Source organism: Azospirillum sp. 11R-A (assembly GCF_049472615.1).
In the GTDB taxonomy this organism is placed as follows: domain Bacteria; phylum Pseudomonadota; class Alphaproteobacteria; order Azospirillales; family Azospirillaceae; genus Azospirillum; species Azospirillum palustre.
Map to the genome: position 1 here is coordinate 145113 of NZ_JBCEBL010000017.1, position 26337 is coordinate 171449.

Here is a 26337-nt window from a genome sequence, read left to right on the forward strand (position 1 = left end):
GTTCGATCCCCTCAAGGGCAAGCAGTGTCTTGGTTGAGGGGGAGTATGGCGGCGGGCTGCAAGAGACGGTAGCCGGACCGGGTGTAGATTTGCTATACGCTTTACGTATGAACAATGACCTCCCGGCGGTCGGCAGCGACCGCATCGCCCTGCTGGAGACCTTCGTCCGCATCGTGGAGGCGGGGAACCTGTCGGCCGCAGCCACACAGCTGGGCAGCACCCAGCCGACGGTCAGCCGCCGTCTGCAACTGCTGGAGCGGACGCTCGGCGTCCGGCTGCTGCACCGCTCCACCCACCGGATGAACCTGACGGAAGACGGCACTCTCTGTTACGAGCGGGCAAAAGATCTGCTGGCCGGCTGGCAGATGCTGGAAAGCGATGTCCGCGGCGCCGACGACCAGCCGACCGGCCATCTGCGGGTGCTGGCGCCGCATGCTTTCGGACAGCAGCAGTTGATCGGGCCGGTGGCGGACTATCTGCGCCGCTTTCCGCGGATGACGGTGGAATGGCTGCTGCACGACCGCATGCCGGACTTCATCGCCGAGGGCATCGACTGCGCCATCCGGGTCGGCGAGGTCTCCGACCCATCGGTCGTCGCCCTGCGGCTGGCGGAGGTGCCGCGGATCGCCGTTGCCTCCCCCACCCTGCTCGGCGGCCGGCCGGTGCCGCAGCATCCGGACGAGCTGACGGACCTGCCCTGGCTGGCTCTGCGCACTTTCTACCGGGGAGAGGTGACGCTGACCCATGCCGGGACCGGCGAGACGGTCGGCTTTCCCATCCGGCCGCGCCTGTCCACCGACGGGCTGCAGGCGATCCGCAACGCGGCGATCCTGGGGCTGGGGGCGGCCATCGCCTCGCAATGGGCGCTGGTGGACGATCTGGCGGCGGGCCGGCTGGTGCATCTGGCGCCGGACTGGCAGGCGCCCACCCTGCCCGTCAGTCTGGTCTATCATCCCGCCCGCCACCAGCCGGCCCGCCTGCGCCGCTTCATCGAGGTGATGCGCGTCGCCGTGCCCCTCGCCTTCCGCGCGGTGCAGGCGCCATAGCGTCAAAAGGCGGCGGCATTGCCACGGCTTTGCTATGGTGTCCGCGACTTGTTCAGGAAGGCCGATGTTCATGCACGAGTATGTCCGCAAAATCCTCACCGCGCGCGTCTATGACGTGGCGATCGAAAGCCCGCTCGACCCGATGCCGCGGCTGTCGCAGCGCCTGAACAACATGGCCCTGCTGAAGCGCGAGGATCTGCAACCCGTCTTTTCCTTCAAGCTGCGCGGCGCCTACAACAAGATGGTCGGGCTTCCGCCGGAGGCGCGGGAGCGCGGGGTGGTGTGCGCGTCGGCCGGCAACCATGCCCAGGGCGTGGCGCTGTCGGCGCAGAAGCTGGGGATCAAGGCGGTGATCGTCATGCCGCGGACGACGCCGGCCATCAAGGTCCAGGCGGTCAAGAGCCGCGGCGGTAAGGTCGTGCTGCACGGCGACGTCTTCGACGACGCCTATCTCCATGCCCGCCAGATCGAGGCCGACAAGGGGCTGACCTTCATCCATCCCTATGACGATCCCGACGTGATCGCCGGCCAGGGCACCGTCGGCATGGAAATCCTGCGCCAGCACCCGCACCCGCTGGACGCCATCTTCGTGCAGATCGGCGGCGGCGGGCTGGCCGCCGGGATCGCCGCCTACGTCAAGTTCCTGCGCCCCGACGTGAAGGTGATCGGCGTCGAGCCCGACGACGCGGCCAGCATGGGCGCCGCCATCGCGGCCGGAAAGCGCGTGCAACTGGATCAGGTCGGGCTGTTCGCCGACGGCGTCGCCGTCCGTCAGGTCGGATCCGAGACCTTCCGGCTGTGCAGCGAGCTGCTGGACGAGGTCATCACCGTCAACACCGACGAGATCTGCGCCGCCGTCAAGGACATCTTCGAGGACACCCGCGCGATCACCGAACCGTCGGGCGCGGTCGGTCTGGCCGGCCTGAAGAAATACGCCGAGCGCGAAGGGTTGCAGGGCAAGGGGCTGGTGGCCATCGGCAGCGGCGCCAACATGAATTTCGACCGGCTGCGCCACATCGCCGAACGGGCGGAGATCGGCGAGCGGCGCGAGGCACTGCTGGCCGTCACCATCCCGGAGCGGCCGGGCGCCTACCGGCAATTCATCCAGGCGCTCGGCAAGCGCTCGATCACCGAGTTCAACTACCGCTATGCCGACGACCGCGAGGCGCAGATCTTCGTCGGCGTCCAGCTGACCGAGGGCGATGCGGAAAAGCGCCAGATCATCGATCTGCTGCGCGGCCTGGACTGCCCGGTTCTGGACATGAGCGACAACGAGATGGCGAAGCTCCATGTCCGCTACATGGTCGGCGGCCGGGTGCGCGGGTTGAAGGACGAGCTGCTCTACCGCTTCCAGTTCCCGGAGCGGCCGGGCGCCCTGCTGAAGTTCCTGAACGGGCTGGCGCAGGAGTGGAACATCTCGCTGTTCCATTACCGCAACCACGGTGCCGACTATGGCCGCGTGCTGGCCGGCATCCAGGTGCCGGACAAGGACCGGACGCGGTTCCGGCGCTGCCTGGACGAGCTTGGCTATCCCTGCTGGGACGAGACCGGCAACCCGGCCTACCGGATGTTCCTGGCCGAACCGCAGGGCTGATGCCCGGACCGCTCCCTAAAAGCTGGCAAGTTGGCCCTTACATGTTTACAAATACCTGACAGCCGAGGGACGGCAGCCAGCGGAGCGGGAGCGACAGGATGGAGTCGAGTGAACACGGCGCGATGACCGCTGCGGTGTCGGACGGCGGGGAGGGCACGCCGCTGCTCCGCACCCGCCAGACGCCGCTGGTCACGCGGATCTACCAGCTGCTGCTGGCCCAGATCAGCGCCGGCGATTTCAAGCCCGACGAGCGTCTGCCCGGCGAGAACGACCTTGCCGCCCGCTTCCAGGTGTCGCGCCCGGTGGTGCGGGAGGCCTTGAAGCGGCTGCGCAACGACGGGCTGATCTACTCCCGCCAGGGCGCTGGCAGCTTCGTCCGGGTGGCGGTGGAGGAAAGCCAGCCGGTGCTGGGCTATGCGCCGGTGGAAACGATTGCCGACATCCAGCGCTGTTACGAGTTCCGCCTGACCATCGAGCCGGACCACGCCTATCACGCAGCATTGCGCTGGAACGACGCCGCGCTGGACCGCATCGCCGCGGCGCTGAGCCTGATGGACGATGCGACCCGCGCCCACCGTCACCGCGAGGACGCCGACTACGCCTTCCACACCGCCATCGCCGAGGCGACGAACAACCATTATTACATGTCGTCGATGCAGGCGCTGAAGGATCACATCTCCGTCGGCATGAAGTTCCACGGCGTGTCGCTGATGGGTCCGAGCTCCGGCCTAACCGGCGTGTATGACGAACATCGCGGCATCTTCGACGCCATCCGTCACCGGGACGGCGAAACCGCACGCCAGCGGATGCGCACGCATCTGGAAGGGTCGCGCGACCGCGTGTTCGAAGGGCGGGCGCTGGACCTCTCGCTGTAAATCGCTGACCTGCAATTGCTTTCCGGCAGAACCGCACCGCCCGGCCGTCGCTGGTGCGCGTGAACCGGCGCGGCCATAGCTTCTTGGCGCAACATGTAAACATGTATTGCCCGAGAACCGCGCTGTATCCCTTATTTTTGCCTTCAACAACATTACAACATATTGACATCTCCGCAGCGCTATGATGGAGTGGGTCATCGTCGAGGGCGGCGGGAGCGCCCGGCAGCTGACCATCGCAATGCGAGGGCCGCCGCTCACAAGGATGGGGACCACCCATGGACAGCATGGTTCCACAGGACGGATCGCCACAGGGCATCCAGGCCGCGGCCGGATCATCGGCAACGCTGCATCCGTGCCTGATCGCCGACGACCTGACCGGGGCGCTCGACACCGCCGCCCAGTTCGCCGCCATCGCCGGTCCGATCTCCGTCTACTGGCAGAGCCTGCCCTACCCCACTCTGCCGAATACGCTCGCTTTCGACAGCGGCACGCGCGAGGCGACGCGGGACGAGGCCCGCCGCCGGGTCGCCGCCATCGCCGCCGGCCTGCCGCGCAGTCCCGGCTCGCTCCATTACGCCAAGCTCGACAGCCTGTTGCGCGGCCATGCCGGGACGGAGATCGCCGCCTGGATCGCGGCCACGGCTCCCGATCATGTTATCGTCGCCCCCGCCTTCCCCTATCAGGGCCGCATCACGCGCGGCGGCATCCAGCTTGCCCGCGGCGATGACGCCCGCAGCTGGACAGCCGCAGCCAGCGACCTGCGCGCCGATCTGGAGCGGGAAGGCCTTGCGGTCCAGCTCCGCTGCCCCGGCGCGGCGGTGCCGGCGGGTGTCAGCCTGTGGGATGCCGAAACCGATGCCGATCTCGACGCCGTCGCCGCCGCCGGCCTCGCGCTGAACGGGCGCGTGCTGTGGTGCGGCAGCAGCGGACTGGCCGGTGCGCTGGCCCGGCAGATGGGCACCGCCGCCTGCGATCCCGTCGCCATGCGGCTGCCACGGCCGATCCTCGGCCTGTTCGGCACCAACCATCCGGCGATGACGGCGCAGATCGGCGCCTGTTCGGAACATGTGCTGGCGCTGCCCGACGGCGGCCCGACCTCGGCCATGGTGCTGGCCCAGCGGCTGGACCGCGACGGCATCGCACTCGCCACCCTCGCCCTGCCCGACGGGCTGGCACGGAGCAACGCGGCGCAGCGGATCGAACGGGAATTCGCCCGGCTGGTCCGCCGGCTCGACCCGCCCGGCACGCTGCTGGTGGCGGGCGGCGAGACCCTGCGCGGCCTCTGCCTCGCCCTGGAAGCCGACCGGCTGGAGCTGGACGGACAGATCTGGCCGGGGGTGCCCTGCTCCATCCTGCGCGGCGGACGCTTCGACGGGGTCCGCATCATTTCAAAATCGGGCGCGTTCGGCGACCCATCACTGCTGCGCCGGCTGCTTGCGCTGGCTGCGCCGCTTCATCAGGGAGAACAAGCATGACACCGCATCTGGCCATCACCATGGGCGATCCGGCCGGCGTCGGGCCGGAGATCATCGTGAAGGCCTGCGCGCGTCTGAAGGACCGGCTGGCCGACGGCACGCTGCGCCTGCTGGTCATCGGCAGCAACCCCGCCCTCCATGCGGCGCGCGATGCGCTCGGCAGCGACCTCGACTTCCCCGAGGTGACTGACATCGACGGCGAGTGGCCGGCGCTGGCCTGCCTCCAGGCCGGGCCGGAGGGCGAGCCGATCCGTCCCGGCGTGCTGTCGGTCGACGGCGGCCGCTTCGCCTATCTGGCGGTGGAACGCGCGGTGCGGCTGGCCGAAGCCGGCCGCATCCACGGCATCGTCACCGCGCCTTTGAACAAGGAGGCGATGAACAAGGCCGGCTATCACTTCGCCGGGCACACCGACCTGCTGGCCGAACTGACCGGCGCCCGCGGCTCGGTGATGATGCTGGCCCACGGCAACATGCGGGTCAGCCACGTCACCACCCACATCGCGCTGGAGGATGTGCCGAAGAAGCTGACGCCGGAACGGCTGCGCTACGTCATCGACCGCACCGACGAGACGCTGGCCGGGCTCGGCCTTTCCCGCCGCCGCATCGCCATCGCCGCGCTGAACCCGCATGCCGGCGAAGGCGGGCTGTTCGGCCGCCAGGACATCGAGGTGACCGAGCCGGTGATCCGCCAATGCGTCGCCGACGGGCTGGATGTCGTCGGGCCGGTGCCGGGCGACACCATCTTCGTCAAGCTGCGCGCCGGCCAGTACGACGCGGTGGTCGCCATGTATCACGACCAGGGCCACATCCCGGTCAAGCTGCTGGGCTTCAACGTCAATCCGGAGACCGGCACCTGGGACGCGCTGAGCGGTGTCAACATCACGCTCGGCCTGCCGATCATCCGCACCTCCGTCGACCACGGCACCGCCTTCGACATCGCCGGCAAGGGCATCGCCAACGAGCTGAGCCTGATCGAGGCCATCGACTACGCCGAAAAGCTGGCCGCCGCCCGCGTGCGCGTCGCCGCCTGAGGAACCCGATCATGAACACCATCGACCTGACCACGCCCATCGACCTGCTCCGCCCGCCCCGCGTCGTCTTCGGCGCCGGCACCGCGGCCGAGACCGGCCGTTGGGTGCGGGAGCGCGGCCTGACCCGCATCCTGGTGGTCGCCGACGCCTTCAACGCCACCCGCGTGGAGCGGCTGGGGCTTGAGGGCGCCGTCACGATCTTTGCCGACATCAAGCCCGAACCCGACGTTCCCAACCTGGAGGCGCTGCTCGCGGTCGCCGAACAGGTCGAGCCGCAGGTGGTGATCGGCTTCGGCGGCGGCAGCGCCATGGATTTGGCCAAGCTGGCCGCCGTGTTGCCGGGCAGCGGCCAGACCATCCGCGACGTGGTCGGGCCGGAGAAGGTGGCGGGCAAGCGCGCCGTCCTGGTGCAGGTGCCGACCACCGCCGGCACCGGCAGCGAGGTCGGCACCCGCGCGCTCGTCACCGACCCGGCGACGATGAGCAAGCTGGCGGTGCAGAGCGTCCACATGCTGGCCGACGTCGCGGTGGTCGATCCCGACCTGACGCTGAGCGTGCCGGCCGCGGTGACCGCCGCCACCGGCGTCGACGCGCTGGCCCATTGCGTCGAGGCCTACACCAACCGCAAGGCCCATCCGCTGATCGACCTCTATGCGCTGGAAGGCATCCGGCTGGTCGGCCGCTTCCTGCCGCGCGCCATCGCCGACGGCAGCGACCGCGAGGCGCGGGCCGGCCTGTCAGTGGCGTCCTTCTACGGCGGCATCTGCCTGGGTCCGGTCAACACCGCCGCCGGCCATGCCGTCGCCTATCCGCTGGGCACCCGCCACCACATCCCGCATGGCGCCGCCAACGCGCTGATCTTCCCGCATGTGCTGGCCTTCAACGCGCCGGCCGTCCCGGCCAAGACCGCCGCGGTGCTGGAAGCGCTGGGCCTGCCGGCGGTCGCCGATCCGGCCGCGGTGTTCAAGGCCGCGCACGATTGGTGCGTGAACCTCGGCTGCACCATGCGGCTGTCGGCGTTCGGCGTGCCCGAGGCCGACTTGGCCGCCATGGCCGAGGAGGCGCACGCCATCCGCCGGCTGCTCGACAACAACCCGCGCGATCTCAGCCGCGAGGACATCCTGGGCATGTACCGCGCCGCCGCCTGACGGCGCGGCGCCAGCCCTCATCCCGTTCGTGAAAAGGCCAATCCCATGAGCAAGACCAGCGGCAAGATCGGCGGACCCTTCGTCGCGATCGTCACCCCCTTCGACGGCGACGAACGCGTCGAATTCGCAGCGCTGCGACGGCAGGTGAAGCGGCAGGCGTCCGCCGGCAACGGCGTCTTCTGCGCCGGCACCAACGGCGAATTCTACGCCCTGTCCTTCGACGAGAAGCTGGCGGTGGCCGAGACCTGCGTCGAGGCCGCCGACGGCAAGGTGCCGGTGCTGGCCCATATCGGCGAGATCTCCACCAACCAGACCATCGCGCTGGGCAAGGCGGTCGAGCGGCTCGGCGTCAAGGCGGTCTCCGCCATCACGCCGTCCTTCATCGCCTGCTCGCAGGCCGAACTGGTGGAGCATTACCGCCGCGTCGCCGATGCGCTGACGGTGCCGGTCTATCTCTACAACATCCCGGCCCGCACCGGGAACACGCTGGAGCCGCAGACCGCCCGCATCCTGGCCGACCACCCGAACATCATCGGCATCAAGGACAGCGCCGGCTCGCAGGAGAGCCTGGACGGCTTCCTCGCCATCGCGCGCGAGCGTGACGATTTCGACGTGCTGGTCGGCCCGGATTCGCTGGTGCTGCACGGCCTGCGCAACGGCGCCGCCGGCTGCATCTCCGGCCTCGGCAACATCGCGCCGGTGACGCTCAACAGCATCCATGCCGCTTTCGTGGCCGACGACGACGACGCGGCCGACAGGCACCAGACCCATTTCAGCACGCTCCGCAAGGAACTCTACGCGCTGGGCTTCCCGCCGGCGATGGTCAAGCGCGCTCTCCGCAGCGCCATGCCCGAGGTCGGTTTCAGCCGCGCCCCGGTGCTGATCGCCGACGAGGTGGACAGCCGGATCAAGGCAATCGCGGCACGCTACGCCGAAGCGGTGTGACGCTGTTCCACGCCGCATGGCGCCGTGACGACACAAGGCCGGCGCCAATCCCCTGAACAACACCGAAGGCGGATCCATCCGCCCGTTAGGGAGACCCGTCCATGAACCATTTCACCAGTGAAGAAAGTGCGCTCATCCTGGGGATCGTCGTCCTCTACATCCTCTTCACCTCCTGGCTGACCATCCGGTTGCGCAGCCGCAACAACGGCGAGTTCATGAACGCCGCGCGGTCGATGCCGGCGGCCGTCGTCGGCGTCCTGCTGATGTCCGAGTTCATCGGCGCCAAGTCCACCGTCGGCACGGCGCAGGAAGCCTTCAGCTCCGGCATGGCGTCGGCCTGGTCGGTGCTGGGCGCCTCCATCGGCTTCCTGCTGTTCGGCCTGTTCTTCGCCAAGCGCATCTACGGATCGGGCGAATACACCATCTCCGCCGCCATCGCGAAATATTACGGCACCTCCACCATGCGGACGGTGTCGATCATCATGATGTATGCGCTGCTGCTGGTGAATGTCGGCAACTACATCAGCGGTGCCGCCGCCCTGTCCACCGTCATGAACCTCAATCTGACCTGGGCGATGGTCATCATCGCGGTGGTCAGCACCTTCTACTACGTGTTCGGCGGGCTGAAGGGCATCGCCTACGTCACCATCCTGCACAGCGGGCTGAAGCTGCTCGGCATCGCCCTGCTGCTGGGCACCGCGCTGTCGCTCAGCGGCGGCATCGGCCCGATGGTTGAAAAGCTGCCGGCCCACTATTTCACCATCGACGGCACCATCGGCATGCCGACGATCTTCGCCTGGGTCATCGGCACCGTCGGCGCCATCTTCTCCACCCAGTTCGTCATCCAGGCGATCTCGTCCAACCGCAGCGCCGGCGAGGCCCAGCGCTCCGCCTTCTATGCCGCGATCTTCTGCCTGCCGCTCGGCATCATGCTGGCGCTGATCGGCGTGACCGCGCATTACCTCCATCCCGACATGAAGAGCCTGTACGCGCTGCCGGTGTTCCTCGACGCCATGCACCCGCTGATGGCCGCCATCGTCACCACCTCGCTCGTCGCCTCGGTCTTCGTCAGCGTCAGCACGGTGGCGCTCGCCATCGCCTCGCTGGCGGTGCGCGACTTCTACGTGCCGTGGAAGAAGCCGACGCCGGAGCAGGAATTCCGCACCACCCGCATCCTGTCTCTCATCATCGGCTTCCTGCCGCTGATCTTCGTCTTCTTCGTGCCGGAAATCCTGAAGCTGTCCTTCTTCACCCGGGCGCTGCGCCTGTCGATCACGGTCGTGGCGATGATCGGCTTCTTCCTGCCGCTGTTCGCCAGCAACCTGGGCGCCACGCTGGGCCTGCTGGGCGCCACCGTCAGCACCACCGTCTGGTACGTGATGGGCAACCCCTACGGCATCGACAACATGTACGTCGCCCTGCTGACGCCGATGCTGGTGATGCTGGTGGAGCGCCTGATCCGTGGCCGCAGCGCCCCGGCGATGGTCGCCGCCCCGCCGCAGGCCGACGCAGGATGACCGGCTTGGCGCTTTCCCCAGTTTGCCCCTTCCCCAGTTTGCATGTGACCGACATGACCACACCCTCGACCCTGCCCTTCACCACCGACCGCGGGCGCGTTGCGCCCGTGGACGGGGACGCCGGGCGCCGCGACGCCTATCTGCCGTCGCCCTGCGTCCAGAACCATGCCGCCAACATCGTTGTGCTCGGCAACGGCGATCTCGGCTGCGTCTGGTTCGGCGGCACCCAGGAGGGCATTCCAGACATCTCGATCTATTTCTCGCGGCTGCCCCGGGGCTCCGACAACTGGACCGATCCGGTCAAGCTGTCGGACGACCCGACCCGCTCGGAACAGAACCCGGTGCTGTTCCCGGCGCCGGACGGCACGCTGTGGCTGTTCTACACCGCGCAAATCTCCGGCAACCAGGACACCGCCGTCGTGCGCTGCCGCAACTCCGCCGACCATGGGCAGAGCTGGGGCCCCATCCGCACCCTGTTCGAAGGCAGCGGCAGCGACGGCATCTTCATCCGCCAGCCGGTGGTGGTGCTGCCAAATGGCGACTGGCTGCTGCCGACCTTCCTCTGCCACGGCACGCCGGGCGAGAAGTGGGTGGGCGATAACGACACCAGCGCCGTCCGCATCTCCTCCGACCGCGGTGAAAGCTGGACCGAGCATCCGGTGCCCGACAGCGTCGGCTGCGTCCATATGAGCGTCGTGCCGTTGTGCGACGGCACGCTGGCCGCCTTCTACCGCAGCCGCTGGGCCGACCATGTCTACCGCAGCGTCTCCGCCGACAATGGCCGCAGCTGGAGCGCGCCGGTTCCGACTGGGCTGCCCAACAACAACTCCTCGATCCAGGTGACGGCGCTGGCCGACGGCCGGCTCGCCATCGTCTTCAACGAATCCAGTGCGGAGAACGCGACCGAGCGCCGCGCCTCGCTCTATGACGAGATCGAGGACGACGTCCCGGCCGGCGGCGCCGCCGTTGCGGTCGCCGCAAAGCCGGCGCAGACACCTGCCCGCAAGGCCTTCTGGGGGGCGCCACGTGCGCCGCTGACGCTGGCCCTGTCGGAGGATGGCGGGCTGAGCTGGCCGGCGCGCCGGAACCTGGAGGTCGGCGACGGCTATTGCATGACCAACAATTCCAAGGACAGCCTGAACCGGGAATTCTCCTACCCGTCGGTCACCCAGACGGCGGAGGGCGACCTGCATGTCGCCTTCACCTATTTCCGGCAGGCCATCAAATACAGCCGCGTCTCGCCCGACTGGGTGGGCGGCGGCAACTGACCGGCGATGGGGGCGCCAACCGGCGTCCCCGCCCGCCCGTCCGATTCCTCATTTTCCGGGGACTTGTCCCATGACCATGACCGCCGAGGCCGTTCTTGAGGCCGCCGGCGCGCTGCTCGCTGCGCGCCGCGACAACCGCCCGCTCGACGCCCTGCCGCCGGCGGCGATGCCCGCTGACAAGGCCGGCGCCTACGCCATCCAGACCGAGGTCGCCCGCGGCATCGGCCCGGTGACCGCCTGGAAGGTCGGCGCCTCCGCCCCCGACGCCGAGCCGTCGAGCGCGCCCATCCATGCCGACACGCTGTTCTTCGAGACCGAAACACTGCCCGCCGCGATGTTCCGCGTCATCGGGATCGAGGCGGAGATCGTCTATCGCCTGAAAAGCGACCTGCCCGCCCGTGACGAGCCCTGGACGCGGGACGAGGTGCTGGACGCCGTCGGCTCCATCCATCCGGCCTTCGAGATCTGCGACACCCGCTTCGCCGCCTACGGCTCGCAGGGGCCGCTCGCCTCGCTGGCCGATCAGGGCAACCACGGCGCGCTGATCGTCGGCGCGGCCACGGCGGACTGGCGCCGCATTGATCCGGTGACCCAGCCGCTGACGCTGGACATCGACGGCGAGCGCAGGATCGACACGGTGAGCGGCAACAAGGCCGGTGACCCGATGCGTCTGCTTGCCTGGCTCGCCAATGTCGGCGCCCGGCCGTTCGGCGGCCTGCATGCCGGCGACACGGTGACAACCGGGTCCTGCACCGGCACCATCTTCATCAAGCCCGGCAGCCGCGCCGTTGCCGACTTCCCCGGCCTCGGCCGCATCGCCCTGACCGTGGCATGAGGGAGGGCGCCGGGATGAACACGGAAAGGCGCGCCCTCGTCACCGGCGTCAGTTCGGGGATCGGTGCCGCCATCGCCGAACGGCTGTTGCAGGATGGCTGGCTGGTTGAGGGGATGAGCCGGTCGGCCCCCCCCATCGACCACCCGAACCTGCGCTTCACCCCGGCCGACCTGATGGCGCCGGACTCCGTGGCGAAGGCGCTGGCCGGTTTGCCGCCCGTCGACGCGCTGGTCCATGCCGCCGGGGTCATGCGGGTCGGCACGCTCGGCGAACTGGCCGGGGACGATGCGAGGGCGATGTGGCGCCTGCATGTGGAGGCTGCGACACAGCTGGTCGAGCATGTCGCCCCCCGCATGTCGGACGGCGGTGGCCGGATCGTCCTGATCGGCAGCCGCACCGCACAGGGGGCCGCCGGCCGCAGCCAGTATGCGGCGACCAAGGCGGCGATGGTCGGGCTTGCCCGCTCCTGGGCGCTGGAGCTGGCGCCGCGCGGCGTCACGGTGAATGTGGTGGCGCCGGGGGCGACCGACACGCCGATGCTGAAGGACCCGAACCGCACCGGCCTGCCACCGAAGCTTCCGCCCATCGGCCGCTTCATCAAGCCGGAGGAGGTGGCGGCGCTGACCGCCTTCCTGCTGTCCGACGCGGCGGCGGCCATCACCGGGCAGCAGATCCTCGTCTGCGGCGGCGCTTCGCTTTAGGCTGGAGCACGGGCGGCCATCGACCCGGACGATTTCGGGCTATATGGTTGCCACGCACTTCCGTCACGAGGAAAGATCACAGGATGTCGAACACCGCCCCGAAGATTGCCGCCCAGAAGATTGCAATCGTCACCGGCGCCACCTCCGGCTTCGGCGACGCCATCGCCCGGCGGCTGGTAGCGGAGGGCTGGCGGATCGTCGCCACCGGCCGGCGCCAGGACCGGCTGGACGCCCTGGTCGAAACGCTGGGCGGGCCGGATGTCGTCCATCCGCTTTGCTTCGACATCCGCGACGAGGAGGCGACGCGCGCCGCGCTGACCACCCTGCCCGACGCCTTCGCCGACATCTCGGTCCTGGTCAACAATGCCGGGCTGGCGCTCGGCACCGGAGCGGCGCAGGACTGCGACCTGGAGCAGTGGCGGACGATGATCGACACCAACGTCACCGGACTGGTCACGATCACCCGGCTGCTGCTGGCCCGGCTGATCGCGCAACGCGGGCTGATCGTCAACCTCGCATCGGTCGCGTCCAACTGGCCCTATCCCGGCGGCAATGTCTATGGCGGCACCAAGGCCTTCGTGAAGCAGTTCTCGCTCGGCCTGCGCAGCGACCTGTCGGCGCAGGGCGTGCGCGTGACCTCCATCGAGCCGGGCCTGGCGGAAAGCGAGTTCACCCTGGTGCGCACCGGCGGCAACAAGGCGGCCTATGATGCGCTCTATGGCGGCGCCAACCCGCTCCAGCCCGAGGACATCGCCGAGACGGTGCGCTGGGTGGTCTCGCTGCCGCCGCACGTCAACATCAACAGCGTCGAGATCATGCCGGTCAGCCAGTCCTGGGCGCCGTTCAAGATCCACCGCGACACGCCGGCCTGACGCATCCGCGACCATCCGGCGCAATCATTCGGTGCCGTTGCAGGCGCCGAATGATTGCGCCACCGCAGATATACTAGTATCCAATGGCCCCGGCCAGGATTCGCGCCGGCACTCCCCCCTCCGGAACGCGTCTGGCCGATCATGACTCTTGCCTTCCATATGATGCCGCTCGTCGGCACGATCCTGCTGCTCGCCTCGCGCCGGGTCAGCCTGCTGTCCGCCGGGATCGCCGGCATGGCGCTGGCGCTCGTCACGATGGTCGCCCCGATGCTTATGGCGCAGCCGTCGGCCGGGCCGGTGCTGGGTCTGGCCGCCGTCAAGGCGGGGGAAGGGGCATGGCTGGCATGGCACGCGATGTCGATCATCGCCGCCGGCCTGCTGTTCCACCGTGCCTTCGAGGCGCGCGGCACGCGGACGGCCGCGGTCGCGCAGGAGAACCGGCGGCGCGCCGTCTTCGTCGCCTGCTTCCTGGTCGGTCCCTTCGCGGAGTCGGTGACGGGGTTCGGCGTCGGTCTGGTGGTGGCGCTCGCCATGCTGCGCAGCCTGGGGCTGCCGCCGGTTCAGTCGGCGGCGCTTGGCCTGTTCAGTCAGGTGCTGGCCGCCTGGGGCGCGATGGGCGTCGGCAGCCGGGTCGGGGCCGAACTGATCGGCGTGTCCTTCACCGAGCTTGGAACCGCCAGCGCCCTCTTGATGGCGGTCGTGCTGCCCTGCCTCCTGCCGGTGTTCTGGGGGTTGATCCAGTCGTCGGGGCTGCGCTCCACCCTGCGGGAGCGGGCGACCGACGTCGCCCTTCTCCTCTGCCTGGCCGGGCTGATCTGGCTGACCAACCGGTTCGTCGCGCCGGAACTCGGCGGCGGGCTGGCGACTGCAATCCTGCTGCTGGTCGTGGAGGGGCCGCGCCTGCTGCGCAGCGGCACCGGTGTCCGCGAAATGGCCGAGCGGCTCTGGCCCTATGGGCTGCTGATCGCCGGGCTGATGGCGACCCGCCTGCTGCCGCCGCTGTCGGACTGGACCGGGCAATGGCTGGTGCTCGACCCGTTCGGCGGTCTTGCCCCGCTGGCTCTGCTGCGCCATCCCGCGACCTGGCTGGTGCTGATCGCCGGCATCCTGCTGGCCGGCCTGCCGGGGGCCGAGGCCGGGAACGTGGTGCGCGGCGCCCTTCGCGCCGCCCTGGTGCCGATGGCGGCGACGCTGGTCTTCGTCGAGTTCGCCACCTTCATGGCGGCCTCCGGCGGAGCGGCGATGTTCGGCAACGCCTGGCGCGAGGTGGCGGGACGCTTCGCCGTGCTGGCAAGCCCGGTCTTCGGCGCCGCGGCTGGCATGCTGACCGGCTCCAACACGGCATCGAACGCCCTGATGATGCACATCCAGCTGAGCCTTGCCGCCGAAAGCGGCCTGCCCTCCATCCTGATCGCAGCGGTCCAGACGGTTGCCGGCAGCATCTGCACCATGCTGACCCCCGGCCGCATCGTGCTGGCCGCCGGTCTGGTCGGGCTGGAGCGGTCGGAGGGGGCGATCTACCGCCGCGCCCTGCCGATCGGGCTGGCGACCATCCTCGCCCTGCTGGCCGTCATCGTCGCGATGACCGGCTTCAAGGCCGGCGGGCTGGTTTAGCGATCAGGCGAACCGCTTCGCTCCAGCGACGCAGAGCACGACCAGCCCGGTCGCGGCGATCATCGTCCAGGCGACCGGCTCGCGCAGCAGCAGCCCGGCCAGGATCAGGCCGAAGGCGGGCTGGAGCAGTTGCAACTGCCCGACGCCGGCAATGCCGCCCAGCGCCAGCCCGCGATACCAGAAGACGAAGCCGATCAGCATGCTGAACACCGACACATAGCCGAGCCCGATCCAGGCCGGCATGGCAACCCCGGTCCAGTCGTCCGGCATGGTCGCAACCGCCGCCCCCGCCATCGGGGGAAGCGCCAGCACCAGCGCCCAGGAGATGACCTGCCAGCCGCCCAGCCGGCGCGACAGGGCCGCCCCCTCGGCATAGCCGAGCCCGCAGAGCAGGATCGCCAGGATCATCAGCAGGTCGCCGGTCAGCGACGCCCCGCCGCCCTGCCACAGGGCGAAGCCGGCCACGGTCAGGCTGCCCGCCGTCGAGAACAGCCAGAAGGCCGGCCGCGGCCGTTCCCTCCCCCGCAGCACGCCGAACAGGGCGGTGGCGAGCGGCAGCAGGCCGATGAAGACGATGGACTGCGCCGAGGTGATGTGCTGGAGCGCCAGCGCGGTCAGCAGGGGAAAGCCGGCGACCACGCCGACCGCCACGATGGCGAGCGAGGGCAGGTCGCGCCTCGCCGGCCAGGCCTGCCGGAGCAGCGCCAGCAGCGCCGCCGCCAGGGCCGCCGCGATGACCGCCCGCGCCGCGGTCAGGAACAGCGGCGTGAAGCCGCCGACCGCGACGCGCGTCGCCGGCAGCGAACCGCTGAAAATGATCACGCCGAGCAGCCCGCTGCCCCATCCCGCCGTCGACGTCCGCATCCCGCTTTCCTTCCGCACCCCAGAAATCGCAGCACGATCCTAGCGCGGTGGCCTCTGGCGGAAACAGGGACAGTCCCATACAATTCCGCCAAACTGTACTGCCCTACAGGGCAATACGCTTTTCTGCGGTGGAACATCATGGGCAGGACCGGCACGCGCACCAGCGAGGTGATGGAGGCGATCCGCCGCAGGATGGCGAACCGCCAGCTGTCTCCGGGGGAAAAGCTGCCGTCGATCCGCAGCTTCGCCGCCACCATGGGCGTGTCGCCCTCGACCGTGGTGGAGGCTTATGACCGGCTGGCGGCGGATGGCGCGATCCAGTCGCGGCCGGGATCGGGCTTCTACGTGTCGGGCGCCATGCCGCCGCTGGCATTGGCCGAGGCGGAACCGCAGCGCGACCGCGCCATCGATCCCTTCTGGGTGTCGCGGCAATCGCTCGATGCCGGGGCGGAGATGCTGAAGCCGGGATGCGGATGGCTGCCGGCCGACTGGATGCCGAACGCGGCGATCCGCCGGGCGATCCGCCAGCTCGCGCGGGCGGATGACGGGCTGCTGGCGGATTATGGCGGCACACGCGGATCGCTGGCGCTGCGCCGGCTGCTGGCCCGCCAGTTCGCGGACGAAGGGATCGCCGCCGGTGCCGACCAGATCCTGCTGACCGCCTCCGGCACGCAGGCCATCGACCTGATCTGCCGCCTGCTGCTGCGGCCGGGCGACACGGTGCTGATCGACGACCCCTGCTATTTCAATTTCCAGGCGCTGCTGCGCGCCCATCGGGCGCGGATCGTCGGCGTGCCCTATACGCGCAACGGGCCGGATGCGGAGCTGTTCGCTCAGGCGCTGACGGCGCACCGGCCGCGTCTCTACATCACGAATTCCGCCCTTCACAACCCGACCGGCGCCACCATGACGCCGCAGACCGCCCACCGCCTGCTCTGCGCCGCTGCGGCGCATGACCCTGCCGCGCAAGACCTGACCATCGTCGAGGACGACATCTTCGCCGGCTTCGAGCCCGAGCCGTCACCCCGGCTCGCGGCGCTGGACGGGCTGGCCCGCGTGATCCGGATCGGCAGTTTCTCCAAGACGCTCTCCGCCTCGATCCGCTGCGGCTATATCGCGGCGCGGCCGGACTGGGTGGAGGCGCTGGTCGATCTGCAGGTGGCGACGAACTTTGGCGGACCCAGCCCGGCCGCGGCCGAACTCGTCCTCGCCACCCTGAACGACGGCAATTACCGCAAGCATCTCGACGGGCTGCGCCGGCGTCTGGCACGGGTGCGGCGCGAGACGGCCACCCGGCTGGAAGCGATTGGCCTGACACCATGGCTGATGCCGCGCGGCGGCTTCTATCTCTGGTGCAGCCTGCCCGATGGACGGAACGCCGCCGACGTCGCCCGCACGGCCTTGCGCGAGGATGTCGTGCTCGCCCCCGGCGACGTGTTCAGCGTCTCCCACTCCGCATCGGGATTTCTACGCTTCAACGTCGCCCAGATGGGCGATCCACGCATCTACGGCGTTCTGGAGCGGGCGATGGCGAACACTTCCTCTCCATAAGCCCTTCACCGCTGGGACGAGGGTTTTTTCGCCAGCGCCTCGCTCAGCGTCTGGAGCAGGGTGTCGATGCGGTAGGGCTTCGACAGCACCGCGATGCCTTCGGTGCGCGCCACATCCTCGCTGTAGCCGGTCGTCAGCACCACCGGCAGGCCGGGGCGCAGGAGCGCGGCCTCGCGGCCGAGGTCGATGCCGCTCAGCCGGCCGGGCATCACCACGTCGGAGAACAGCAGGTCGATGCGCTCGTCCCCTGCCAGCAGCGGCAGCGCCTCGTCGGCCGAGGCGGCGCGCAGCACGGTCCAGCCGCTTTCCTCAAGCGCCGCCGCGACTGAGGAGGCGACGACCGGATCGTCCTCCACCATCAGCACCCGCGCCCCCCGGACGAGGCCGGCCGCGGCCTGGGCGGGAGCCGCCGACGCCCTCGGAATACCGGTGCCGGCGCGCAGCAGCAGGACGATGCGGGTCCCCTCCCCCGGCCGGCTTTCGATCCAGACCGTGCCGCCCGCCTGCCGCGCCAGCCCATAGACCTGGGCAAGGCCAAGGCCGGAGCCCTTGCCGACTTCCTTGGTGGTGAAGAAGGGATCGAAGGCCCTCGCCACCACCTCCGGCGGCATGCCGGTTCCGGTGTCGGCGACCGTCAGCCGCAAAAACTCACCCTCCAGGCCCCCGCCATCCAGACCGGTTGTTTCGCCGGGGCCTAACGTCCGGTTCTCCGCCTCGACGGTCAGGGTGCCGCCACCGAGCATCGCGTCGCGCGCGTTGACCGCCATGTTGATCAGCGCCAGTTCGAACTGGGTCGGATCGACCTCGATGGGATGCAGACCGGGGGCGAAGCGGGTTTCCAGCCGGATGTCGGCGCGCAGAGCGCGCTCCAGCAGGCCGGCCATGCCGAGGACGCGGTCGCGCACGTCGATGGGCTCCGGACGCAGGCTGTCGCGGCGGGCGAAGCCCATCAATTGCTGGACCAGCTTGGCGCCGCGGTCGACCGCCTGCATGCCGGCCTCCAGCAGAGGCGCCAGCCGCGGCTCCGCGCTGCGGCGGCCGATCATGGTCAGGCAGCTGCTGAGCGCCTGGAGCAGGTTGTTGAAATCGTGGGCCACGCCACCGGTCAGCTGGCCGACCGCCTCCATCTTCTGCGCCTGGCGCAGCTGGTCCTCGGCCCGGCGCAGGGCGGCGGCGGCCTCCTTGCGCGCCGTCACGTCGCGCCCCACCGCATGGATGAAGCGGTCGTCCGGCACCGCGGTCCAGGAGATCCAGCGATAGGACCCGTCCTTGTGGCGGTAGCGGTTCTCGAACCGCAGGGTGGTCAGGCCGGTTCGCAGCCGGCCGACCTCCGCCACCGTCGCGTCGAGGTCGTCGGGATGGACGAAATCGAGGAAGACCGCACCCTGCAGATCCTCCTCCCGCCAGCCGAGAAGCGTGGTCCAGGCCGGGTTGACCGCGCCGATCGTGCCGTCGAACCGCGCCACCAGCATGATGTCGGTCGACAGCCGCCACATGCGGTCGCGGTCGGCCGTCCGCTCCGCCACCCGCTGTTCCAGCGTCGCGTTGAGCGCGCGCAGGGCATCTTCGGCACAGCGGCGGTCGGTGATGTCGTAGCAGGCGCCGAGAACCCGCACGCCCCCTCCATCCGCGTCCTCGTCGCGCTTGAACGCCTGGGCACGCCGGGCGATCCAGCGCACGGCGCCGGTGTCCGGCCGCAGGATGCGGTATTCGACATAGCCCAGACCGTCCGTCGGCACCTGCCCCGGCTGGAGCGTGTTCAGGGTGGGCCGGTCCTCCGGATGGATCAGCCCGACCAGTTCCTCCAGCCGCACCAGCGGCCTCTCGTCGATGCCCCACAGGCGGCAGAACTGCGGCGACACCGCCAGCAGGCCATCGGCGCGCAGTTCGAAGGTACCGACCCCGCCGGCATCCTGGGCGATGTGCAGCCGCTGCTCGCTCTCGCGCAGCGCCTCTTCCGTCCGCTTCATGCCGGTGACGTCGCTGCCCTGGACGAACAGGCCCGTCACCTGCCCCTCATCATCACGGATCGGCTGGAAGACGAAGGTGACGAAGCGTTCCTCCAGCGGCGTACCGGGCCGCCGGGCGATCCGCGCCGGCATGCCTTCGCCGACGAAGGGCTCGCCGGTCCGGTAGACCCGGTCGGCCAGTTCGAAGAAGCCCTGGCCGACGATTTCCGGCAACGCCTCCCGCCCCGGCTTGCCGATGACGTCGCGCCGGCCGATCAGCTCGAAATAGGCGTCGTTCGCCATCTCGAAGACATGGTCCGGCCCGCGCCAGACATACATGAAGCCCGGCGCCTGCCGGAACAGGGCACGCAGCCGCTCCCCCTCGGCCCGCAGCCGTTCGTTGGCGCGCCGCACCTCCTCTTCCGCCTGCACCCGCTCCACCGCCGACCAGGTGCGTTCCGCAACCTCCTCGATCAGTTCGATCTCGTCCTCGCGCCAATGCCTGGAGCGGCGGTCATGGACGTAGAGTGCAGCGACCATCCGGCCCTGCTTCACCAGGCTGGCGGTGACCACGGAGGAGAAACCGAACGCAGCGAAGGCTGCCAGCAGGTCCGGTGTTGCGGTGCGCGGATCGGTGGCCGCATCGTCGACGACCAGAGACTGTCCCCTGCGCAGGGTCGCCAGCACCGGCTCGCCGAAGACCAGCAGATCGTGGGTCCCGATGTGGGGAGCGACCGTGCCGTCGGTCCAGTTGCGCTCCGTGGTGAAGAAGCGCTCGCTCTCGTCCATCACGCCGTAGCCGACCCGGCTGGCGTCGAGATGCCGGCCCAGCGCCTCCGCCGCCACGGTCACCACACAGAGCGGATTTGTCAGTTCGCGGAGCCGGTGTTCCAGTTCGGCGTGGAAGGCCATGCGCCGCCGGCCCCGCACGGCAAGCGTGGTCTCCGCCACGATGCAGAGAAAGCCGCCGATGCAGCCCGTTTCGCCGGCAATCGGCGTGTAGGAGAAGGTGAAATAATAGTCCTCGCCCAATCCGCGCCGCTCCAGCGGGACCAGCAGATCCTCGTGCAGCAGGGACTCGCCCTCATAGGCGCGGCGGACGAAATCGCGGACCTGCGGCCACGCGTCCGGCCAGACCTCGCTCATCGGCCGGCCCAGCGCCGCCGGGTGGCGGGACCCCAGAATGTCCCGATAGGCGTCGTTGTAGAGAACGGTGACGTCGGGGCCCCAGCCGATGAACATCGCCTGCCGCGACCGCATCATCAGGCCGACCATGGCCCGAAGCTCCTGCGGCCATTTCTCCGGCGGACCGAGCGGCGTCGCCGTCCAGTCATGGCCGCGCATGAGAGAGGCCACATCCCCCGCCCCGGTCAAAAAGGCGGGCGGAGACGCCGCGGCGGGTGACTGGCTCACCGGCATCGTCCAACACCGGCGGGGAACGGAAGACCTTGGACGTTCATCAAAGCAGTCGAATAAATCCAGCGTCGAAACGATTCCGTTATCACACGGCTCAAGGGCGGCGGCCTAGCTGTCCAATCGTCAGCCCCGAAGGAGGTGGCTGTCGGAATTCCCCTCCGCCCCCCCGGCAAGCTCCCGGGCCGGCGCGGTGGCGAGCGCCGTTTGAAGATAATCGAGAAAGGCCCGTTCGGCGCGGTTCAGCTTGGCCTGTTCGTTCCAGATCAGGTGGACGTTGACCGGCGCGATGCCCTCGTAGGGCGGGAGTTCCCACAGCAGGCCGTCGGCCACGTCGCGGGCGGCGATGTGTTCGGGCAGCGGGCCGATGCCAAGGCCGCAGACGATCATCCGCCGCACCTCCTCCAGGTTGGCCGACGACGCGACGACGCGGCCGGCGAAGCCCTCCCGCGCGCGGAACAGGGTCAGGGGCGACAGGGCGCCGTCGATCTGGTCGGAGGTGAAGGAGACGAAACTCTCGTGGCGCAGTTCGGCGATGTCGATGTCGCGCTGGCCGAACAGGCGGAAATCCGGGCCGCAATAGAGACGATAGGTCTGGCGCAGGAAGATCTGGCTGGACAGGCCGGGGATCGGCTCGCGCAGCAGGCAGATCGCCATGGCGCCAACCCGCTGCTGCAACGCGATGTGCGCGTCGGCCGACGCCATGACGTCGATGCGGAAGGTCACCAGCGGGTACATGCGGTGGAATTCCCGCAGCGAGCGGTCGAGCAGCGGGGTCTGGATGCGGCTGGTCATCAGGATGTGGACATGGCCGCTGACCTCGTCCTTGGCGTCGCGCACCAGGGCGCCCAGGCGGGACACGGTGGCGTGGATCGACACCGCCTCGTCATAGACCTGTTCGCCGGCGGCGGTGACGACAAAGCGGCCGGGGCCGCGGTCGATCAGGGCGCGGCCAAGCTGCTCCTCCAGCCGCTTCAGGGCGAGGCTGACCGCCGGCTGCGTCAAAAACAGGCGGACGGCGGCCCTGGTGATGCTGCCCTCCTGCACGATCACCATGAAGGTGCGCAGCAGGTTCCAGTCCATCTGCTGGCCCAGCCGGGCCAGGGCCTGCCGTTCCGCCTCGGTTTCGTTCACCGTCCCATCCCCTCGATCGCTGCCCGATTCCGGTGCATCGCTGCTGCCGCCCAAATTCTACGCACATGAGTGCGTTGTGAGCAACTGCGGCATAAATCAGATTCATGGGCGAAATGAAAAATGCTTATTTGCCTGATCGATTGGATGCCTTCCTAATCGACACATGGCGGCCTTCAAACATCGCCATGCCGGACACCGCATAATGCACCGTTATGGTGGCCATATCCATTTGGGATGGGCCGCAACGCAACAGCTTCGTCTTTTTCCACCCGCCCGTGCATCCCTGCCGCAGCAGCGAAATGGAATCGGGCAAAGGATTTAGAATGACACGAGATACGGCAGACCGTCTCGACCATGTGTTGCCGGACCCCGGCCTGCGCGCCGCGATCCTGGACGCCGCCGATGCGGCGCAGGGCGATTGTGTGTCGCACCTGTCCGACCTCGTCCGCCAGCCGTCGCTGCTGGGGGACGAGTCCGGGGCTCAGGCGCTGATGGCCGACCGCTTCGCCGCACTGGGTCTGGAGGTCGACCGTTTCGACATCGACGAGCAGGCGATTTCCCGCATGCCGGGCTTCTCGCCGCCGGTTCTCCCCGGCGCCTATGCCGGCCGCGAGAATGTCGTCGGCGTCCACAGGCCGCGTGAGGCGAAAGGCCGCTCGCTGATCCTGAACGGCCATATCGACGTGGTGCCGACCGGCCCGGCGGAGCTGTGGACCACCCCGCCCTTCGAGCCGCGGATCGCCGACGGACGGCTCTATGGCCGCGGGGCCGGCGACATGAAGGCCGGCATCGCCGCCTACACCGCCGCCTTCTCAGCATTGCGCAATCTGGGCTACCAGCCGGCCGCCCCGGTCTATCTCCAGTCCGTGATCGAGGAGGAATGCACCGGCAATGGCGCGCTGGCCTGCCTGCATCGCGGCTACCGCGCCGACGCCGCCGTGATCCCGGAGCCGTTCAACCACTCCATCTCCATCGCCCAGGTCGGCGTGATGTGGGTGCGGCTGGTGCTGACGGGCACGCCGGCCCATGTGCTGGACACCTCGGCCGGCGTGAACGCCATCGAGGCGGCCTATGCGCTGGCGGCGCATCTGAAGGCGCTGGAGGTTCGATGGAACGAGCCGGCCTGCCGCCACCCCGCCTTCTGCGGCCATGCCCATCCCGTCAACATCAATCTCGGCCGGATCGAGGGCGGTGAGTGGCCGTCGTCAGTCCCGACGCGCTGCGCGCTCGACCTCCGGCTCGGCTTCTTCCCCGGGCAGGAGCCGGAAGCGGTCCGCGCCGAGGTGACCCGGGCGGTGGAGCAGGCGCGCTCCACCGACCCGGCCCTGTCCGGCGTGGGGATCGAGCTGCAGTGGAACGGCTTCCAGGCCGCCGGCTGCGAGATCGACCCGGCGCACCCGCTGGTGACCCTGCTGGCCGACAGCCATCGCGCCGTGCGCGGCGGCGATCCGGAACTGGTCGCGCTGACCTGCACCACCGACGCCCGCTTCTTCCAGCTCTATGGCGACACGCCCGCCACCTGCTACGGGCCGGAGGCGACGCGCATCCACGGCATCGACGAATCGGTGTCGCTGGACAGCCTGCGCGACGTGACCCGCGTGCTGGCGCTGTTCATCGCCGGCTGGTGCGGCCTGGAACCCATCTGACCCCTTAGCCTGACGAGACCCGCCCGATGATCGCCGCCACCCTGAGAGCAAACGCCGCCCACGCCCCGCAGGCCAGCAGCACCTATTCCGACGTTGAGTGGAAGGCGCGCACCGATCTGGCCGCCGCCTACAAGCTGTTCGACCGGTTGGGCATGACCGACCTGATCTACACCCACATGTCGGCCCGCATCCCGGACACGCCGGACCATTTCCTCATCAACCCCTATGGCCTGATGTTCCATGAGGTGACGCCGGACAACCTCGTGAAGGTCGACATCGACGGCAATCTGGTCGACGGACGCGACGGCGACGCCATCAACCCCGCCGGCTTCACCATCCACAGCGCGGTGCACCACGCCCGCCCGGACGTCGGCGCGGTCATCCACCTGCACACCGACGCCGGCATGGCGGTCAGCGCCCAGGCCGACGGGCTGCTGCCGATCACCCAGCATTCGCTGCGCTGGTACAACCGCATCGCCTACCACACCTACGAAGGCATCGCGCTGGATCTGGCGGAGCGGGAACGGCTGGTCGCCGACCTCGGCAACCACCACAGCATGATCCTGCGCAACCACGGCCTGCTGACCGTCGGCCAGGACGTCGCCGAGGCGGCGGTGCTGATGTACTACCTGGAGCAGGCCTGCAAGCAGCAGATCATGGCGATGGCCGGCGGCCGTCCGCTGGTCTATCCGTCGCCGGAGGTCTGCGAACACACCGCTCAGCAGTATGAGCGCGCCTATCCCCGCGCCGGCGTCCTGGAATGGGACTCGCTGCTGCGCTGGCTGGACGGCACCACCGGCCAGACCGGGCCGCGCTGATCCGCCCGCCTTTTTCAAAAGAAGAACGAAGACGACAGGGTCGCATCCCACAACGACACCATCTGGAGACGAGGACACCCGCATGACACGACGCCTTTCCGGTATCCCCGCCAGCATCCAGCGCGGCTTCCGCCGCAACGTCCACCGCGCCGCCGCCGCCGGCCTGCTGGCCGCAGCGCTCGCCATCCCCGGCACGGCCGCCCTGATCGCCGCCCCGGCCATGGCCCAAGGGACGGCGCAGGAGACGCCGGTCCGCGGCGGTGTCCTCAACTCCATCGTCCAGCCGGAACCGCCGACCCTGATGCTGGGCCTGAACCAGCAGGGGCCGACCCAGACCGTCGCCGGCAAGATCTACCAGGGCCTGCTGACCTACGACCGCAAGCTCAACCCGCTGCCGTCGCTGGCCGAGAGCTGGACGGTGTCGCCGGACGGCCTGACCTACACCTTCAAGCTGTACCAGAACGTCAAGTGGCACGACGGCAAGCCGTTCAGCGCCAACGACGTGGTGTTCTCCACCTCCAAGTTCCTGATGGAGGTCCACCCGCGCGCCCGCGCCGCGTTCAGCCGCTGCGAGTCGATCAAGGCGCTGGACGACAACACCGTCGAGTTCAAGCTGAAGGAGCCGTTCCCGGCCTTCATCCAGGCCTTCGAGGTGTCGTCGGCCCCCATCGTGCCGGCCCACATCTATGAGGGCAGCGATTACCGCACCAACCCGGCCAACAACACCCCCATCGGCACCGGCCCGTTCAAGCTGAAGGAATGGGTGAAGGGCAGCTACATCCAGCTCGTCCGCAACGAGGATTATTACAAGAAGGACCTGCCCTACCTCGACGGCATCACCTTCCGCGTGATCCCGGACGCCGCCAGCCGCTCGCTGGCGCTGGAAAGCGGTCAGGTGCAGCAGACCCAGTACAGCGATCTGGAGCCCTTCGAGGTTCCGCGCATGAAGACGCTGCCGAACGTGACCCTGACCACCGCCGGCTACGAGTTCGTGGCGCCGATGGCGTGGCTGGAGATCAACCACCGCGTCAAGCCGCTGGATGACAAGCGCTTCCGCAAGGCCATCGCCTACGCCATCGACCGCAAGTTCATCCGCGACAAGATCTGGTTCGGCCTCGGCCGCGTGCCGACCGGCCCGATCAACTCGGTGGTCAAGTTCTACGACCCCAAGGTCACGACCTACGAGCCGAACCTCGACAAGGCCAAGGCCCTGCTCGACGAGATGGGGCTGAAGCCCGACGGCAAGGGCGTGCGCGCCACCGTCAAGCTGATGCCGATGCCCTATGGCGAGACCTGGACCCGCCTGGGCGAGTATCTGAAGCAGGCGCTGGGCAAGGTCGGCGTTTCCGTGGTCCTGGAAAGCACCGACGCCGCCGGCTGGGCGCAGCGCGTCGCCAACTGGGATTACGAGATCACCACCAACTTCCTCTACCAGTATGGCGACCCGGCGCTGGGCGTGGCCCGCACCTACATCTCGTCGAACATCCGCAAGGGCGTGCTGTTCACCAACACCATGGGCTATTCCAACCCGAAGGTGGACGAGCTGTTCGACCAGGCCTCGCGCGAGAACGACCCGGCCAAGCGCCAGGAACAGTACAGCGAGGTCCAGCGCATCCTGTCCGACGACCTGCCGGTGGTGTGGCTGCTGGAGATGGAATTCCCGACCTTCCTCGACAAGCGCGTGAAGAACGCCAACACGACGGCCATCGGTGTCAACGACACCTATGAAAGCGTCTGGCTGGCGAAGTAACGCGCCCGTTCCTTTGGGTATCCCCTCTCCCCCCTGGGGAGAGGGTTAGGGTGAGGGGGACGCGCGGCGGCCCTTCTCCAAGAATCCACGCTATGCATCCCCCTCACCCCGACCCTCTCCCTGGGGGGAGAGGGGGTAAGAGCCATCGTGGTAATGAACTTCTACCTCGTCCATGCCGCCCCCGGCGACCCGGCCATGGTGATGGCGGGCGAGGCGGGGGCCGCCGACGAAAAGTTCGTGACGCAGCTGCGCGAGCAGTTCGGGCTCGACCGGCCGCTCTACGAACAGCTC

General features: G+C 69.0%; 21 protein-coding genes. 18 read left to right on the plus strand and 3 right to left on the minus strand.

Going from position 1 to position 26337, the window contains the following annotated elements:
- Positions 1 to 107: 107 nt before the first annotated feature.
- From VH569_RS21960 to VH569_RS22020, 13 genes are all read left to right on the plus strand, one after another.
- Positions 108 to 1046, plus strand: a complete 939-nt coding sequence (locus tag VH569_RS21960) for a LysR family transcriptional regulator (RefSeq protein WP_423317918.1) — start codon at positions 108 to 110, stop codon at positions 1044 to 1046.
- A gap of 34 nt (positions 1047 to 1080) precedes the next feature.
- Positions 1081 to 2640 (plus strand): threonine ammonia-lyase, biosynthetic, encoded by a 1560-nt coding sequence (gene ilvA, locus VH569_RS21965; protein WP_423317920.1) that lies wholly within the window; start codon positions 1081 to 1083, stop codon positions 2638 to 2640.
- 98 nt (positions 2641 to 2738) lie between these two features.
- Complete coding sequence (locus VH569_RS21970; protein WP_423317921.1) at positions 2739 to 3515, plus strand: FadR/GntR family transcriptional regulator; 777 nt, start codon at positions 2739 to 2741, stop codon at positions 3513 to 3515.
- Positions 3516 to 3790: 275 nt separating this feature from the next.
- Entirely contained in the window at positions 3791 to 4990 is a 1200-nt protein-coding gene (locus VH569_RS21975) for a four-carbon acid sugar kinase family protein (RefSeq protein WP_423317923.1), read from the plus strand.
- Complete coding sequence (gene pdxA / locus VH569_RS21980; RefSeq protein WP_423317925.1) at positions 4987 to 6021, plus strand: 4-hydroxythreonine-4-phosphate dehydrogenase PdxA; 1035 nt, start codon at positions 4987 to 4989, stop codon at positions 6019 to 6021. The genes VH569_RS21975 and pdxA overlap by 4 nt, the downstream gene beginning before the upstream one ends.
- 11 nt (positions 6022 to 6032) lie before the next feature.
- A complete protein-coding gene (locus VH569_RS21985) occupies positions 6033 to 7169 on the plus strand; it encodes an iron-containing alcohol dehydrogenase (protein ID WP_423317927.1) in 1137 nt (378 codons plus the stop codon).
- Positions 7170 to 7214: 45 nt separating this feature from the next.
- Positions 7215 to 8114: a dihydrodipicolinate synthase family protein gene (locus VH569_RS21990; RefSeq protein ID WP_423317929.1), complete on the plus strand. Its 900-nt coding sequence runs from the start codon at positions 7215 to 7217 to the stop codon at positions 8112 to 8114.
- Positions 8115 to 8215: 101 nt separating this feature from the next.
- Positions 8216 to 9631 carry a sodium:solute symporter family protein gene (locus tag VH569_RS21995; RefSeq protein WP_423317931.1) on the plus strand — a complete coding sequence of 472 codons (1416 nt, stop codon included), beginning with the start codon at positions 8216 to 8218 and terminating at the stop codon, positions 9629 to 9631.
- A gap of 53 nt (positions 9632 to 9684) precedes the next feature.
- Positions 9685 to 10899: a sialidase family protein gene (locus VH569_RS22000; protein ID WP_423317932.1), complete on the plus strand. Its 1215-nt coding sequence runs from the start codon at positions 9685 to 9687 to the stop codon at positions 10897 to 10899.
- Between the two features lie 70 nt (positions 10900 to 10969).
- A complete protein-coding gene (locus VH569_RS22005) occupies positions 10970 to 11734 on the plus strand; it encodes a 2-keto-4-pentenoate hydratase (protein ID WP_423317934.1) in 765 nt (254 codons plus the stop codon).
- Positions 11735 to 11748: 14 nt separating this feature from the next.
- A complete protein-coding gene (locus VH569_RS22010; RefSeq protein ID WP_423317936.1) occupies positions 11749 to 12435 on the plus strand; it encodes an SDR family NAD(P)-dependent oxidoreductase in 687 nt (228 codons plus the stop codon).
- An 83-nt stretch (positions 12436 to 12518) separates the two neighbouring features.
- Positions 12519 to 13307, plus strand: a complete 789-nt coding sequence (locus tag VH569_RS22015; RefSeq protein WP_423317938.1) for an SDR family NAD(P)-dependent oxidoreductase — start codon at positions 12519 to 12521, stop codon at positions 13305 to 13307.
- Positions 13308 to 13448: 141 nt separating this feature from the next.
- Positions 13449 to 14921, plus strand: coding sequence for an L-lactate permease (locus tag VH569_RS22020; protein ID WP_423317940.1), 1473 nt, complete (start codon positions 13449 to 13451; stop codon positions 14919 to 14921).
- Positions 14922 to 14924: 3 nt separating this feature from the next.
- On the opposite strand, the gene VH569_RS22025 is transcribed toward VH569_RS22020, so the two are convergent.
- A complete protein-coding gene (locus tag VH569_RS22025; protein ID WP_423317942.1) occupies positions 14925 to 15785 on the minus strand; it encodes a DMT family transporter in 861 nt (286 codons plus the stop codon).
- Between the two features lie 138 nt (positions 15786 to 15923).
- Between VH569_RS22025 and VH569_RS22030 the strand changes: the two genes are divergently transcribed.
- Positions 15924 to 17336: a PLP-dependent aminotransferase family protein gene (locus tag VH569_RS22030; protein ID WP_423317944.1), complete on the plus strand. Its 1413-nt coding sequence runs from the start codon at positions 15924 to 15926 to the stop codon at positions 17334 to 17336.
- A 5-nt stretch (positions 17337 to 17341) separates the two neighbouring features.
- Here the strand turns inward: VH569_RS22030 and VH569_RS22035 are convergent, their stop codons facing one another.
- Positions 17342 to 20629 (minus strand): PAS domain S-box protein, encoded by a 3288-nt coding sequence (locus tag VH569_RS22035; protein ID WP_423317946.1) that lies wholly within the window; start codon positions 20627 to 20629, stop codon positions 17342 to 17344.
- 195 nt (positions 20630 to 20824) lie between these two features.
- On the minus strand, positions 20825 to 21832 hold the full coding sequence (locus VH569_RS22040) for a LysR family transcriptional regulator (RefSeq protein ID WP_423317948.1): 1008 nt from the start codon (positions 21830 to 21832) through the stop codon (positions 20825 to 20827).
- Between the two features lie 323 nt (positions 21833 to 22155).
- On the opposite strand from VH569_RS22040, the gene VH569_RS22045 reads away from it, so the two are divergent.
- The 4 genes from VH569_RS22045 to VH569_RS22060 form a co-directional block, all read left to right on the plus strand.
- Positions 22156 to 23478 carry a M20 family metallopeptidase gene (locus tag VH569_RS22045; RefSeq protein WP_423317950.1) on the plus strand — a complete coding sequence of 441 codons (1323 nt, stop codon included), beginning with the start codon at positions 22156 to 22158 and terminating at the stop codon, positions 23476 to 23478.
- Between the two features lie 26 nt (positions 23479 to 23504).
- Complete coding sequence (locus tag VH569_RS22050; protein ID WP_423317952.1) at positions 23505 to 24296, plus strand: class II aldolase/adducin family protein; 792 nt, start codon at positions 23505 to 23507, stop codon at positions 24294 to 24296.
- A gap of 82 nt (positions 24297 to 24378) precedes the next feature.
- Positions 24379 to 26046 (plus strand): ABC transporter substrate-binding protein, encoded by a 1668-nt coding sequence (locus tag VH569_RS22055; RefSeq protein ID WP_423317953.1) that lies wholly within the window; start codon positions 24379 to 24381, stop codon positions 26044 to 26046.
- Between the two features lie 201 nt (positions 26047 to 26247).
- On the plus strand, positions 26248 to 26337 hold a 90-nt coding region (locus tag VH569_RS22060; RefSeq protein WP_423317955.1), incomplete at its 3' end, for a hypothetical protein.